General features: G+C 39.6%; 13 protein-coding genes. 2 read left to right on the plus strand and 11 right to left on the minus strand.

The features are described from left to right. Positions 1-266: 266 nt before the first annotated feature. From BLR37_RS08780 to BLR37_RS08820, 9 genes are all read right to left on the minus strand, one after another. A complete protein-coding gene (locus BLR37_RS08780) occupies positions 267-1442 on the minus strand; it encodes a mechanosensitive ion channel family protein (RefSeq protein WP_090767299.1) in 1176 nt (391 codons plus the stop codon). Between the two features lie 70 nt (positions 1443-1512). Continuing rightward, entirely contained in the window at positions 1513-1860 is a 348-nt protein-coding gene (rplS, locus tag BLR37_RS08785; protein WP_039474107.1) for a 50S ribosomal protein L19, read from the minus strand. Positions 1861-2121: 261 nt separating this feature from the next. Continuing rightward, the gene (locus tag BLR37_RS08790) at positions 2122-3897 is read right to left on the minus strand and encodes a sensor histidine kinase (protein ID WP_090767302.1); all 1776 of its coding nucleotides are present in this window, start codon (positions 3895-3897) and stop codon (positions 2122-2124) included. Beyond that, a complete protein-coding gene (locus BLR37_RS08795; protein WP_090767305.1) occupies positions 3875-4510 on the minus strand; it encodes a response regulator transcription factor in 636 nt (211 codons plus the stop codon). The genes BLR37_RS08790 and BLR37_RS08795 overlap by 23 nt, the downstream gene beginning before the upstream one ends. Positions 4511-4663: 153 nt before the next feature. Beyond that, entirely contained in the window at positions 4664-5338 is a 675-nt protein-coding gene (gene trmD, locus BLR37_RS08800; RefSeq protein ID WP_090767307.1) for a tRNA (guanosine(37)-N1)-methyltransferase TrmD, read from the minus strand. 56 nt (positions 5339-5394) lie between these two features. Beyond that, complete coding sequence (locus tag BLR37_RS08805; RefSeq protein ID WP_090767309.1) at positions 5395-6726, minus strand: DUF4419 domain-containing protein; 1332 nt, start codon at positions 6724-6726, stop codon at positions 5395-5397. A 69-nt stretch (positions 6727-6795) separates the two neighbouring features. Beyond that, the gene (locus BLR37_RS08810) at positions 6796-7398 is read right to left on the minus strand and encodes a hypothetical protein (RefSeq protein WP_090767312.1); all 603 of its coding nucleotides are present in this window, start codon (positions 7396-7398) and stop codon (positions 6796-6798) included. A 43-nt stretch (positions 7399-7441) separates the two neighbouring features. After that, positions 7442-7969, minus strand: a complete 528-nt coding sequence (gene rimM / locus BLR37_RS08815) for a ribosome maturation factor RimM (protein ID WP_090767879.1) — start codon at positions 7967-7969, stop codon at positions 7442-7444. A gap of 187 nt (positions 7970-8156) precedes the next feature. Then, on the minus strand, positions 8157-8717 hold the full coding sequence (locus BLR37_RS08820) for a 30S ribosomal protein S16 (protein ID WP_090767314.1): 561 nt from the start codon (positions 8715-8717) through the stop codon (positions 8157-8159). Between the two features lie 147 nt (positions 8718-8864). Between BLR37_RS08820 and BLR37_RS08825 the strand changes: the two genes are divergently transcribed. Next, entirely contained in the window at positions 8865-9383 is a 519-nt protein-coding gene (locus tag BLR37_RS08825) for a 5' nucleotidase, NT5C type (RefSeq protein WP_167356569.1), read from the plus strand. A gap of 59 nt (positions 9384-9442) precedes the next feature. Here BLR37_RS08825 and BLR37_RS08830 read toward each other — a convergent pair whose 3' ends face one another. Continuing rightward, on the minus strand, positions 9443-12502 hold the full coding sequence (locus tag BLR37_RS08830; protein WP_090767317.1) for a VIT domain-containing protein: 3060 nt from the start codon (positions 12500-12502) through the stop codon (positions 9443-9445). 144 nt (positions 12503-12646) lie between these two features. On the opposite strand from BLR37_RS08830, the gene BLR37_RS08835 reads away from it, so the two are divergent. Continuing rightward, on the plus strand, positions 12647-12970 hold the full coding sequence (locus BLR37_RS08835) for a heavy metal-binding domain-containing protein (RefSeq protein WP_025141635.1): 324 nt from the start codon (positions 12647-12649) through the stop codon (positions 12968-12970). Positions 12971-13053: 83 nt separating this feature from the next. Here BLR37_RS08835 and pfkA read toward each other — a convergent pair whose 3' ends face one another. Then, positions 13054-14037, minus strand: a complete 984-nt coding sequence (pfkA, locus tag BLR37_RS08840) for a 6-phosphofructokinase (RefSeq protein WP_090767320.1) — start codon at positions 14035-14037, stop codon at positions 13054-13056. Positions 14038-14040 lie beyond the last annotated feature (3 nt).

The raw sequence follows: 14040 nt of genomic DNA on the forward strand, positions 1-14040 counted from the left end.
TGTGTCACTTGGGCTTTGCTTAGTGGTTTGAAACCGAGGTTTTGCCATTTAAACCTGATAGGAGCAGATAGCCCGCATCCCGATTTTTCATCGGGAGAGGACTTGGAGCGGATAGCAGGAGGAAACGCTAATAGCTGCCATTGTCCTTGCTTTTCGAAAAAAAATTAATCCTAAATATGGGCCGTGAAGACACGAGCCATGACAAAGGGTTACGTTGGTCGCGGTTGGTAATCGCGACCTGATGAACTGAGGATTTTTAACCCTTACTAATCCGTCGTATCGTTACCCACTTCTGTATTATCGCCTTGTGCAATCGTCCGGTCGCTAATTAAACGCTGGGTAGGGTAGGCGAAATCAGATTTATTGCGCATTACAATATCCATGATTTCGAGGTTAATTTCCTGCCTGATTTGAAGGAATTGGGTGTAATTGAGCTCTGTTACAAAGTAATTTACCTCAACATTTAAACCCGAATCGCCAAAGCTTTTAAAAGAGGCATTACCATCATCGCTGGTACCTTTATGGTTGTTAATATAACTTTCTATTTCGGTAATGATTTTACGCAGCGAGGTTGAATTGGTTTCGTAGGTAAGGCCAATAATAAAGGATACCTTACGCGAATTACGCAGTGATAAGTTTTCCAGAACGCCATCAATCATCCCGCGATTGGGAATAGTGGCCATCGTTTTTTCGGAAGTCCTGATCCTGGTACTTCTAAAACCTACTTTTTCTACTGTTCCCTCTACACCATCAACTTTTACCAGATCGCCAACGGTAAAAGGCTTATCTAAAAAGATAGTAAACGAACCAATGAGGTTCTCTAAACTCTCTTTTGCAGCCAGAGCAATGGCAATACCACCAATACCTAAACCGGTAATCAGCGTAAGCACATTTACTTCGAAAACGAAACCCAAAAGCGTAAAAAAACCGATAAAAATAACAATGGTTTTAAAAAGCTCTTTCAGAAAGGGCACCAGCTGATCGTCGGCTTTATCATCGGTTAGCGATGCTTTATACAGCAATACGTGACTAATGAAATCAATTATCCTTAAAATGATCCAGAAAATGGAGAGGATAATCATAAAAAGGAATATCCTGTCGATACAATCACCAATAGTTACCGGAATCTGTTCTTTAACCTTGCCAACGAGCTTACTGTAATGGAATACAGCCACCTCTAAAGGATGTTTTAGCTGGTTTATAGAAAGGTAAAGTGTGGTTAAGAGGATAAATATCTCGATAGGCCTGATGAGCAGGGCCACAAAAGCATCGTTGTGCGATTGGTTGGAGAAGCTGCTGAAAAGCTTAAACAGGAGGCGGCTTAAAAGCCTTGAAACGATTCTTTTAAATATTAAGCCTAAAAAAAGTATGCCTCCAAAAAGGAAGTAGGCCTTTACGGTATTACCCCAAAAAATCTGGTCGAAAAAAGCTGAATCTAACATTTAACAAAGGTATAAACAAAAAAACCTCCACGAAATTAATCGTGAAGGCTATATCTTATAATAAAGAATATTATTTTCTCAAAGATTTGATACGAGCAGCTTTACCAGTTAAAGCACGTAAATAGAACAATTTAGCTCTACGCACTTTACCATAGCTATTCACTTCTACTTTCTCGATGTTTGGAGAATTAAAAGGGAAAATACGCTCAACGCCAACGCCGTTGCTCATTTTACGCACGGTGAAGGTTTCGTTAGCACCTGCACTGTTACGTTGTATAACAACACCTTGGTAAATTTGAACACGTTCTTTATTACCTTCGCGAATTTTATAGTGTACGCTCACTGTATCGCCAGACTTGAACGCAGGAAAATCTTTTTTCGCGATGGCCTGCTCTTCAACAAATTTTACTAAATCCATGATTTTAAGCTATTAAACCAAATTCTTTGTGTTAAATTTGGGATTGCAATATTAGGGATTTTTTTTGATATAAAAAAACCTATTTTAATTTTTTCCACAATCTTTATGAATTCCACATTCGATTGTGTTAAATGCTTCTATTCCAAAAGGTCTGATAAGCACTTATTAGCATGCCTTTTACAAAATCAGGCTACAAAACATTCTGAAGAAATTGATATTTTCTGTACTGTTTACAAACCGTAAAATTAAGATCTTTCTACATTAAACAGGAATATTAATCTGAATAATGGTACCCTCGTTTTTAACGCTATTGATTTCAAAGTTCCCATCGTAATAGTGAATCCGTTTTTCGATATTATCTAAGCCAAAACCCTTGCTGATTTGCTGCATATCAAAACCAATCCCATCATCAACAAACTGAAAGTGATAGTGCTTGCTGTACTGATAAAACTCGAGGGTAATTAAGCCCGATTGACCGTGTTTGATGGCGTTATTAATGATTTCGAGCGAAATCAGGTACAAATCGTACACCCAGGGTTCATTTACCTTCTCTGGAAAATCGTAACAAAAAAGCTCGATATTAGTATCGGTTAAGCCTGCATTTAAGGTCTTGAGCTGGCTTTGCAGGCTGGCCACCAAGGCGCCATCATCAAGTGCTTTTGGAAGTATTTTATGCGAAATATCCCTGATCTCTTCTGCCAGCTCACCAATAGTTTCTTTGGCCAGGTTAGCGTGCTCCATATCAAAAAGATGCATGATGTAGGCAATTTTACTACCAACTCTATCATGTATAACATTGGCAATATTTCTGCGTTCGCGCAATTGCACTTCGTTAATCGTCTTCAACGAACTTTCTTTTTCAAAAATAATCTCCTGCATCAACTCATTATTCTTCAAAAAGATATCGATATAATTCCGGGATAAAACATAGCCGAACAAAAACACCTCGTACATGCTAATGAACAGCATCCAGTTACTCCCAAGTGCGAACGGTATAATTTCGAAAGTTTTTAAAATTAGGCAGGCGCCCCAAACCAACTGTGGCAAAAAGGCAAATAAAGCATAAATACCCTGCGTTTTTTCGATTTTTACATGTGATAATGCCGACACAAAGAGCAAAACAATTGAAGCCAGAAAGATGATATAGCCCAGGATAAAAAAGTAGCGAAACTCAACATCCGGATAAAATACCAACAGAGACATGGAAATCACAACCAGCGAAAAATTAATGTAGTTGAAAACAAGCACAATTTTATGCTTGATGGGTTGATTTTCCTTCAGCTTTAGGAAATGATCGAGAAAAAAGCTGAGTGCGATGTACCAGACTGCCCCGACATAAACCCTGCCTTCGCTAAAAAACCTGAACTCCGGAAACAAGATGTGTTTGGCAAAATTGGTGGTAATGGCCACATAACAGGCCGTGAGTATAGAGTAAGCGATATAGTAAAGGTACGATCGGTTCTTGGTCATGAAAAACAATATGCCGTTAATCATGAGCAGCAAAAAAACAACCCCCAGGAAAAAAGAGGTCAGGGTTATTTTCTGCGACGAGCGGGCTTCCAGTTCACTCTGGTTCTCTAAACTGTAATTGAAATCCAAATATGAAGTCAGTTTTTTTACCCTAACCCAAACTGTTTTCTCCTGATTGGGTTGCAAATTAAGCTCAAATGCCAGGGTTTCGATAAATGGACTCCGATTAGCCGTTCTGTCTCCAATGGTTTTAGTTAGCCCTGCATCGTAAAGCGTAAGGCTATCGATATGGTTGTTGTTGAAACACAACCAGGTTTTAATCGGCTGCGATAGACTATTGTTCTTAAGGATAAACCTGCACCACACAGCTGCATTTTTATTGTAGCCAATATTAACGGTATTTTGCGGGTTAAATGCAGCTAGCATGCTCGATGGAAGACCTTCCTGCCTCCAGGTAGAATTCGTATCTATGGCGTAGCCGGATGAAATAGAAAGTTGTTTATTGATATTTTGTGCAAATGAGCAATAGGAGCATAGCAGCAGGCTAAAGAAGTAGATTATTCTCATGAGCAAATTTGATGAGCGAACTGCTGTTGCTGATTTCCAGTTTCCGGTGGATGTTTTTCCGGTGGGTGGTAACAGTTGTTATACTGATAAACAGCACATCAGCAATTTCTTTACTAGTAAGTCCTTTTATAATTAATTTAATAATTTCCTTTTCCTGTTTAGAAATCCTGAATTTATTGATAATCGGGTTATCCATAGTGCTGTACACACTATTGCCCTGTTTATAATTTTTGTTGGTATAAAATTCCTTGCTTTTACCCGCTTCTATAACCTCAATCAGCTCTTCGGCCGGGGTTTCTTTTTTCAGGAAAGCATCAACACCCAGTTTCTTAGCCTTCTGGATCAGAAAATCTTCGTAATAAGCAGTAAGGATAATCGTTTTTGTATTTTTTAATTGAGATTTGAGTTCTTCGAGCAGTAAAAAGCCATCGTTATGGTTAATATTTAAATCACAAATAAAAACATCGGCTGTGTGTTGTATTAAATGTTGCCTGCACGAGTGCACATCGCTAAATTTAAAAATGCAATAGTTGTTTCCGGTGTTTTTAAGCAATTCTGAAATACCATTTAAAAAAAGTAAATGGTCATCACAAATAACGATCTGTTTTGGCATAAAAGGAGGTTGAACGCAAGTCTCCTAAAATAGCACAATGCCCGATTATTTACAACAAATTCTCTATTTTCCTATTTGCTAAAATAGTAGGGCACAGGGAAGTACGCAATACCCATTAAAGGGTATTTTTATCAGGTATAAACCGCATGCGACTTATTCAAGCAAATCAGGACGACGTGTTTTGGTACGCTCGAGCGCCTGTTCGTGCCTCCATTCGTTTACTTTGGCTTCGTGGCCACTTAATAAAACATCGGGCACTTTATGTCCGCGCCAATCGGCTGGCCGCGTGTATACAGGAGCATCAAGTAATTCTCCCTGAAAACTATCGGATAGCGCCGAGGTTTCATCATTTAACACGCCAGGAATTAAGCGTACTACGGCATCAACAACAATAGCCGCAGGGAGCTCGCCACCGCTTAAAACATAATCGCCAACAGAGATCTCTCTGGTTACAAATATATCTCTGATGCGTTGATCTATACCCTTGTAATGGCCGCAAAGGATAATGATGTTCTTTTTAATAGAAAGCTCGTTGGCCGTGCTCTGATTTAGCGTAACACCATCAGGGCTCATAAAAATAATTTCATCGTACTCCCTTTCAGACTGAAGTTTTTCAATACAGGCAGCAAAAGGTTCGATACTCATCACCATACCACTGCCACCACCATACTGATAGTCATCTACACTTTTTTGTTTGTTGGTAGCATAATCACGCAAATTATGCACTACAATTTCGGCGATCCCTTTTTTCTGCGCACGATGCAAAATAGAGTGAGCAAAAGGACTTTCCAGCAAGGCAGGTAAAACAGTTATAATATCGAAACGCATAGCGCAAAGGTAAGTCTTTAGTCTGATTCTTTAAACCAAAGTAGGTTTTTACCTTATCACTTCAGCTCTGGCCCTTTATCGTTGATAATAATCTGCGTTTTGGGAAAAAGCTTAGAAATCCGTTTTTCTTCTTCTTCGGTTATCCTGCCGTATAATTTCAAGGTTAAAATGCTCACCTCAGCCAATTGATCGGGTATTTTAATCTGATTTTTAAAGCTAAGCTCGAGCACGCGCAGGTTTTTAGCGTTATACACTTCACTGGGTATCTCGGTAATATTATAAACACTCAATGCATCAGATTTACTCATGGGGCCACCACCTATTACTGGTGCACTAATGGCCCATCCAATTTCTGGCTTTAATGAAAAATCATTTTTATTTTGTTTTAAACCAACAAAACCAGCCCAAAACTCCATGTTGTAGGTCTTGCCATCTTCTTTATTCTCCAACACAAACGGAACCTTTACCAGCTCAGAAGCCAACCCGCCGATATCAGAAACAGGTTTAAAATTGGTTTTAAGCCCTTTTTTATTGTATGGAAAAAGCTTGGTAATCCAGCCATCAATGGTGTTAATGGTGCCGTAAGCTTTGGTGGTATGTACTTTAATCATATTCATCCAAAACTCGTTATTTGGCTTACCCTTTTTAGCCTGGATAATTTCCTTTACAATTGGCTCAAGTTCCGTTGTCCACCAGCTTAAATCGTATTGTTTAATAAATTTTATTTTTTGGAGTACCTTTTCCCAGTCATCCACCGTTCCTTCTAAGGTTACCTTTGGGATACCACAGCCAATTAAAATAACCTGGTAAACAAAGTAAGATTTCATACCGTCCATCAGTGTAATTTCCGATGCGATTTTGGTAGTAGGGGTGGTTGTACTGAAATCAGCTGTTAAATTTTTAACAAATTTCTTCCCGGCAAACACGCTTATCTGCTGATTAAACTGAGGAAAAAGCGCTTCCCAATTGCTATTGGGGTTACCAAGTTTGATGTCGTTAGCGATCACGGTCAGCACTTTTTTACCTTCAAAATCAACCAGCTTAGACCTTAAAGCCTCCCTGTTCTGATCAATATGCCGCGCAAAACCCTGACTGATGAGCAACCAAATCATATCAGGCGATAAAACCACCGGCCTGTGATCTTTATAGGCATTAAATAAACCGGTTAAAAAAGGATGATCCTGATAAAACACCAGGCTATCGGGCAGGGGAGAAGTTTTTTCAAAAATACTGCGGTAAAAATCCGGGAGGTTTTTAGTTGCTGTTTCGGGAAGTAATTTTTCGGGAAGGGATAGTTTTTCAATTTCTACAACAGTGGCTTGCTGAGCATGTGTGGCTGCACCAAATGCGGCAAAAAAGATAGTTGAGAGGTATAATTTTCTGATCATAACATCGGGGTTTAAGTTATGATGCAGATTAATGCAATTTCCATAATGAGCGCGCCCGTTTTTCTCCTTTTAAACTGTCCACTGGTCGTGAATAACGGCAACGAGGTAATAGGCATTGTTGTATTTTTTAAACACAAACCTCAGACTGGTCCAATCTAAGCCCCTGTACTTTTCGTCAAAACCTTTAAAATGATATTCGGTAAAATGAAGTTGCGGGTAGGTGTCTTTCAGATTATCGATCGAATTGCCTTTACCTATAATGCTATCATAGCTTTTTTGCGGGGCATGCAAATAATCGGCGTTGTAAATAAACTTATCGACATAGGCTTTTACCCTGATCTTGATGGCTTCACCGCTACCATCTACATGGCCCCAGGTTAAAATCCAGTTCCGGGTTATGGCTTCAAGAAAGTCTTTGGCTAATACTTGTTTATGCGTAGGGTCGATAAAGCCATAAGGCGAGAACCGAACGCCCTCTGTGGGATGAAACAGCGCAGCAAAAGCTTCGTAATCTTTGGCCTGCAAAGCCGTTAATGCTTTTAAGCCCACGGCTTCAATTGAATCCTGCTGAGTTGCCTGCCGTATTTTTACAGCCTGTACAGTTTTATTTTCTTTACGGTTACAGCCTACAGTTAGTAGTAAGGCAATAATTAAAATAGATAAGCACCTCATAAGAGGTAAAACGGAAATCAGGCTTAAAAAGTTTCTGCGGGGTCTATTTCTCTAAATAAACGTCCAACAATCCTTCCGGCAAATCAAGCGTTAAAATCTTTTCTTCATCATCGATTTCAACAATAAAATCTTCATTTAAAGGGAAAAGAATTTCAGTTTCCTGATAAAACACAGTAGCCACAAACTGTTGGGGGTATTCGTTAACCTCTAAAATTTCGCCCAGTTCGCCAAGCGATTCATCAACAGCCATAAAGCCTTTCAAATCGGTATAGAAGAATTCGTTTTCATCGCGCTCAGGCATTTGCGCTATGGGCAGGTATAATTTCTTTTTTAGCAAAGGCTGGGCTTTGTCAATATGATCTACATCATCGAAGTTAAAATAACCCGTTTTATTGGCTTGGAGCTTGGCCGACGCCACGAAGTAAGGTACCAGTTTACCGTTCATATCTGCAAAAACCACATCAAAATCGAGTTGTTCATAATCGTCGTATTCGAAAAATACCTGAACTTCTCCTTTTAAACCTCTTGTTTTTGTAACGTAACCAACGTAAAATGCTTCTTCGTGTTTCATGTCTTTTTTATTGTCATCCCTGAGATCAATCAATCACATCTTCAAAAAAGAAGATCGTCATTCCCACGAAAGTGGGAATCTTAATACTTATTGCTTAAAAAGAAATTATGCTCTGGATGGTAATTTTAGTTAAAAAAATAGCGTTCCGGATTTCGGAACGCTATTTTTTTGAAACGGAATAATTTAATTATTCTGCTCCTTCTTCTTTAGTAGCTTCTGCTGCAGGAGCTTCTTCAATTGCTTCAGCTTCAACAGCTGGAGCTTCTTCTTCAACAACCTCTTCTACAACCGGTGCATTTTTAGCTGCGATTGCTGCTGCTTTTTCTTCTTTTTTCTTAGCCTCTGCTGCTAATGCTGCTTTACGCGCATCTGCTTTAGAAGTAGCTAAACCTGCTGTTTTACCAGAGATTTTGTCTGCTTTAGCTTCTAACCATGCTGCAAATTTAGCGTCAGCTTGTTCTTGAGTTAAAGCACCTTTTTTAACACCACCTTCTAAGTGTTTTTTGTATAAAACACCTTTGTAAGAAAGAATTGCACGGGCAGTATCAGTTGGCTCAGCACCATTGTTTACCCAGGCAAGTGTTTTTTCGAAGTTAATTTCGATAGTAGCAGGATTGGTGTTTGGGTTGTAAGAACCTAAACGCTCAATAAATTTACCATCACGTGGAGCACGAGAATCTGCTACCACTACGTGGAAAAAAGGTTTTCCTTTTTTCCCGAATCTTTGCAATCTGATTTTAGTTGCCATTTCTTTTTGTATTTATGTATTCAACATAGTTCCCGGAGCTACATGCTGCGGGGCTGCAAAGATAAGTAAAATACTGTAAATTAAAAACATACTTTAATTTCTTTGTTTTCTGGATATTTACGACCAAAATATTTGCTGCTACAAAAAATGAAAAGAATTGCGATTGACATGGACGAGGTAATTGCCGACGCCCTCGGAAAATTTATTAAACTCTATAACCGCGACTACAGCGTTCCACTAGATTTAAAAATAGAAGCCGGGAACGAAATTTACCACCACGTTCCGCAAGAAGTTAATCAAAAATGGTTCGAATACATTAACGAGCCTGGCTTCTTTCGTGACATGGAGGTAATTCCTGATAGTCAGCGCGTTATTAAAGCCCTTCAGGAAAAGTACGATGTGTATATTGTTTCGGCAGCTATGGAATTCCGCAATTCGCTGGTTGATAAATATGATTGGATGGCCGAACATTTCCCTTTCATTGATTGGCAGCACATTATGTTCTGTGGCAATAAAATTGTTGAGGTAGACATCCTGATCGACCGCATTAAAAATTTTGTTGGATTTAAAGGCCGGCCGCTATTATTTACCTCTCCCCACAACTTACTCATTACCCAATACGAACGCGTAAACACCTGGGAAGAAGTAGCAGGCTTGCTGCTTTAATTTAATAAAGCAACAAGCTAGTCTTGTCTGTGTAATTTCATTAACCGGTGCAATTTCAGTTAAAAATTAAATTCTCCAACAAAATTCCCTTTTCCTCCATTCGCAATTAGCGGCATTACAATTACCTTACGCTGCTGTTTGCCGGTTGCATATTGGGTATAAATTTCTGCAGTTACAGTGGTTGGGCCGCTAATGTTGATCTGTCTGTCGCCGTAGTAATTTACCTCAATTTTATATTTTCCCTTCGGTGCTTTTTTAAGCATAAACTGTTCAGGCCCATAACCGGCAGTAAAATCGTTACTTATTCTACCCCCAATTTTTGTTCTCGAATTGCCGTAATAGCCTTTTTCACCCATTGGGTCGGTAAGCCATAAATCAATATCGGTATCGTTTTTATTCCAGTTCAATACCACGCGAACATCTACCGGCAAAGGCTGAATTAATCTTTTGTCGATATCTTTTATGCTTAATTTGTTTCCATGCCGGGCAATTAAATTGTTTATTTCAGCAATTACAATTTCTTCGATTCCCTGGTCTCTTCTGGCAATCTGACTGTTATAACTTTGCGTAATCACTTTGTATAAATTATCCAAAGCTTTTTGATATTGACCAACATCAGCCAGGGCCAACGCATAATCGCGGTAACTTTGGGCATCCATGGGGCGCCATTGTAAAACTTTTTGGGTAACAAATACTTCATCGTTATAATTACCGGTTTGCTTGAGTTTATAAGCCAGTGTTTTATACAGATCGGCATTTTCAAGATCTAAATCGGCAATGTTGCTTAAAATAGTTAAAGCCCTAACACTATCCTTTTGCTGATAAAACCAGTTGGCTACATCAAAATAAAACATGGGTGTACTGATGTAATCGGAACGCATTTTTAAATAAGACTGATAAGCACTGTCTGGTTTGCCTGTCAGATTTTTCATGTAGGCTTTATCGCTTTTAAATTCACGCGTAATAATATCGGGCTGCCTATTTATCGGAAGAGCCTTTGTTTCTTGTGCATTTGACCCTGTAACCCTATTTCGTTGCACACTTAAACCTGCAACCCTTCCCTGGAGCGGGGCTAAAACTTCTTCCGCTTTTAACCGTGTTAAAGCAGCACCGGTTACGGCTTGTTTTGCCTGCGATCCATATCCAACTACTACAACTTCATTTAATTCATTTGTTTGTTCAGCGGCTTTTCTTGCTGCACCAACCGGAGGGGTCATACGCATCTCTTGCGTCCTCATTACCTCATCCCGCCTTGCTGCAGCCTGTTCATTCGCGCTGACATCACCTTGTATAGCTACCAGCCCCGGATCGGGGTAGCCTTCGTTTTTCTTTTCAAGATCCTGCTTAAATTCCGTGTTCCACCAGGTTTTTAATTCTTTGGTCATGGCTACAGCAGCGTTAAGCAAATCGGTTTTACGCTCCAGAATTGCTGTGCTGCGTTGCTTTAAAATCCTTTCATATTCTTGCCGCAGTTCAAGTGGCGGCACAATTTCGTAACGCAGGTAATCGTCAAGGTTTTCGAGCACAATTAAACTGGTATTCCGGGTAACAATGCCAAACTGTTTACTTAAAACGCTAATATCATCTTTGTTTGCCTCGTATTGAATATCCATTTCGGCAATTTTCTTCTGCGCCCAAACCCGGCTAACATTAATGCTGTTAAAAGTATGCTCTGTGCCATTAAGGCGAACCTCGTGCTCAGACACTACGGCATTGCCATAACCAAATTGCAGTATAAATGTGGTATTGATGCCATTTAATATTCCTGCCAAAGAAAAATTGCCGTTTATATTAACATGCACCGATGGATAGGTCTGGCGTACGTCGGATCCGTTTTTAATCCCTAAAAACTTTAAATTCTGTTCGTTTAGCTGCTTAAAGCCATCGTTAACAGCAACTGCATTCAGGTTAATAAATTCTCCACCCGTTTTTTGACTGATGTATTTTAAGGTACTGTAATCAGCTTTTAATGCTGTGCTTATCGTGTGTACAGGTTTGTTTATGGCAATTACATTTGGCCCAAAGGTTGATAAGCCATCGCTAAACAACAGGTATTCATCTGCCTGAAAAGCCTGTGTGTTTACTGCACTAAAATTGGTGCCTCCATCGTATATCAGGTTTTCGAGTTTATTTTTAAGCATCGCCCAGTTTCCATTCAAAATGTTGAAGGTTCCGGCCTGTTTAAAGCCGTTATTTAACAACCCAAGCTGTATAGTTAGATTTTGTTTTTGCTTAATGATCTTCTCTAAAAGTTCCAGTTCCTTTTTGGTATCGCGCTGTAAACCACTTAAAGAGGTATCCCAGATTAAACCAATCTGATTAGACCATTGGCGGGGCCGGCTTTGTGTTTTGGGGAACACATTAACCAAAAAGTAGTAGCCTGTAGAAGCTTTTTGCATCTGTACTTCGGGCAAATCGCTGCGTTTGGGCAAATTGATGGTTAAACCATGTTTAGGCCTGAAATTATTTTTATTGATTTCGCCTACATAAGTGTTGCCGTTGGCTTTTAAATTAAAGCTACCATCGGGCTGCTCGTTAAGCTCTGGTTTTAAAACACTTTCAAAAACAGTAGTTTTTAAGTTAAAGTTTTCTACTGCCTGGTTATAATCCAAAGGTAAATGGTAGCGCAGGGCGTTTCCATTATTAAAACCAAGCTCTTCTTCATAACCAACAATAATGGTTCGGCTGCCATTTGCTGGCAGGGGGTAAATTCTCGTCCTGAAATTATTGCCCTCTACTTTCTCCAAAAGTCCTGGGTCAACTCTCCGGCGCTCAATACTTTCGAAAACCTCGGTAGCCTTGGCTTTTTCAACGGGTACAGCTTCGCGCATTTTTCCGTTAATATCTAAAGCATAACGGCTAATGCTCACACCCTCAGGCATAGGGAAGGTTAGCTCCCCTTCCAATATGCGGTTGCTGTTGTTATAAAAGGTCATAGTCATTACCGTGGTGGCAATATTTCCGGTAATCTGTACATCAATATTCAATTTTTTAAGCTTTACAGCTTGTTTTTGCGCTTCATTTTCTGTTTGTTGAACTTTTAGTACCGGCATCTGGGCCTGCGCAAAAAATACAATCGAAAGGAAAAAGGAGAGGAGAAGGGGTTTGGCAAGTTTCATAATTATCAGTTTTTTATACTGATGCGAAACCGGATAAGATTACATAAATTTATTTTTCGAAATGCGGAAATCTCTTAAAGAAGGTCTTTAAAATTTTTGTAACATTTTAACGGAATGATGTTCTAATAATAAAAAACTGAAACTATGTTAGTAACCACAACGCCTACTGTTGAGGGCAGAAAAATTGTAAAATATATTGGTTTAGTTACCGGAGAAACTATTATTGGCGCAAATATTTTTAAAGATTTATTTGCAGGGATAACCGATATTGTAGGAGGCAGATCGAGCTCTTACGAACGTGTGTTAAGAGAAGGAAAAGATACGGCTGTTAACGAAATGCAACAATATGCAGCAGCACTTGGTGCGAATGCCATTGTTGGCGTAGATTTAGATTATGAAACAGTTGGTAGCGGCGGTAGTATGCTAATGGTAAGCGCCAACGGTACCGCAGTAATTTTAGAAGATTAAGATATTTGCTTATAGCGAAACTAAGCAAAAACAAGAAAGTCTTTCCGGTGCGGGAAAGACTTTTCTTTTTATGTCTTATTTGGTTAAAACGAAAGGATATCAATCATTTTTAACCATTTGGTACTTACTTTTTCGGCATCGATGTGCTTAATGGCATGCTCGAAAGGTGTAAAAACAATCTCGCGGTTTACCTGACCAATCATTACACCGTTTTCGCCTTTAATTAATGCTTCTACAGCCGCAACACCTAGCTGACTTGCTAAAACACGGTCCATACAGGTAGGCTTTCCTCCACGCTGGATATGACCTAAAATAGAAACTTTAGTATCATAATGCGGATATTTGGCCTGCAAAATTTCGCCTACCCTAAAAGCGCCTCCGGTATCATCACCTTCGGCAACAATAATAATTTTAGATGCTTTATCTCTGCGGCTATGCTCCAGTTTATGCAAAATATCATCGGCATTCATATTTGCCTCCGGAATCATGATGGCTTCGGCACCAACACCAATACCACTTCTTAAGGCAATTAAGCCCGAATCACGTCCCATCACTTCAACAATAAAAAGGCGATCGTGCGATTCTGCAGTATCCCTGATCCGGTCAACAGCATCAATAACGGTATTAATTGCCGAATCGTAACCGATCGTAAAATCAGTACCCGCAAGGTCGTTATCAATGGTACCTGGTAAGCCTACAACCGGAAAATCGAATTCTTTCGAAAAAACATTCGCTCCGGTAAAAGTACCATCACCACCAATTACAATCAGCGCATCAATTCCTTTAGCCTTTAGGTTTTCGTAAGCTGTTTTACGACCTTCAACTGTCCTGAAAGCTTCACTACGTGCGGTTTTGAGTATGGTACCACCACGTTGAATAATGTTGGCCACAGATTTCCGGTCCATGGGGATAAAATCATTGTTGATCAATCCTTCGTAACCACGGATAAATCCGGTTACTTCAATATCATAATAAATAGAAGCCCTTACTACGGCCCTGATTGCGGCGTTCATACCCGGCGAATCACCGCCCGAGGTTAAAACACCAATATTTTTAATTTTGCTCATTTG

Origin of the sequence: Pedobacter soli (assembly GCF_900101435.1) — a bacterium.
Lineage (GTDB): Bacteria > Bacteroidota > Bacteroidia > Sphingobacteriales > Sphingobacteriaceae > Pedobacter > Pedobacter soli.

What these genes read in the sequence shown, in the direction of transcription:
- rplS (WP_039474107.1), bottom strand. Translation starts at nt 1,860, where the DNA reads ATGGATTTAGTAAAATTTGTTGAAGAGCAGGCCATCGCGAAAAAAGAT.
- BLR37_RS08780 (WP_090767299.1), bottom strand. Translation starts at nt 1,442, where the DNA reads ATGTTAGATTCAGCTTTTTTCGACCAGATTTTTTGGGGTAATACCGTA.
- BLR37_RS08795 (WP_090767305.1), bottom strand. Translation starts at nt 4,510, where the DNA reads ATGCCAAAACAGATCGTTATTTGTGATGACCATTTACTTTTTTTAAAT.
- BLR37_RS08790 (WP_090767302.1), bottom strand. Translation starts at nt 3,897, where the DNA reads ATGAGAATAATCTACTTCTTTAGCCTGCTGCTATGCTCCTATTGCTCA.
- BLR37_RS08825 (WP_167356569.1), top strand. Translation starts at nt 8,865, where the DNA reads ATGAAAAGAATTGCGATTGACATGGACGAGGTAATTGCCGACGCCCTC.
- pfkA (WP_090767320.1), bottom strand. Translation starts at nt 14,037, where the DNA reads ATGAGCAAAATTAAAAATATTGGTGTTTTAACCTCGGGCGGTGATTCG.
- rimM (WP_090767879.1), bottom strand. Translation starts at nt 7,969, where the DNA reads ATGAAACACGAAGAAGCATTTTACGTTGGTTACGTTACAAAAACAAGA.
- BLR37_RS08810 (WP_090767312.1), bottom strand. Translation starts at nt 7,398, where the DNA reads ATGAGGTGCTTATCTATTTTAATTATTGCCTTACTACTAACTGTAGGC.
- BLR37_RS08820 (WP_090767314.1), bottom strand. Translation starts at nt 8,717, where the DNA reads ATGGCAACTAAAATCAGATTGCAAAGATTCGGGAAAAAAGGAAAACCT.
- BLR37_RS08805 (WP_090767309.1), bottom strand. Translation starts at nt 6,726, where the DNA reads ATGATCAGAAAATTATACCTCTCAACTATCTTTTTTGCCGCATTTGGT.
- BLR37_RS08835 (WP_025141635.1), top strand. Translation starts at nt 12,647, where the DNA reads ATGTTAGTAACCACAACGCCTACTGTTGAGGGCAGAAAAATTGTAAAA.
- BLR37_RS08830 (WP_090767317.1), bottom strand. Translation starts at nt 12,502, where the DNA reads ATGAAACTTGCCAAACCCCTTCTCCTCTCCTTTTTCCTTTCGATTGTA.
- trmD (WP_090767307.1), bottom strand. Translation starts at nt 5,338, where the DNA reads ATGCGTTTCGATATTATAACTGTTTTACCTGCCTTGCTGGAAAGTCCT.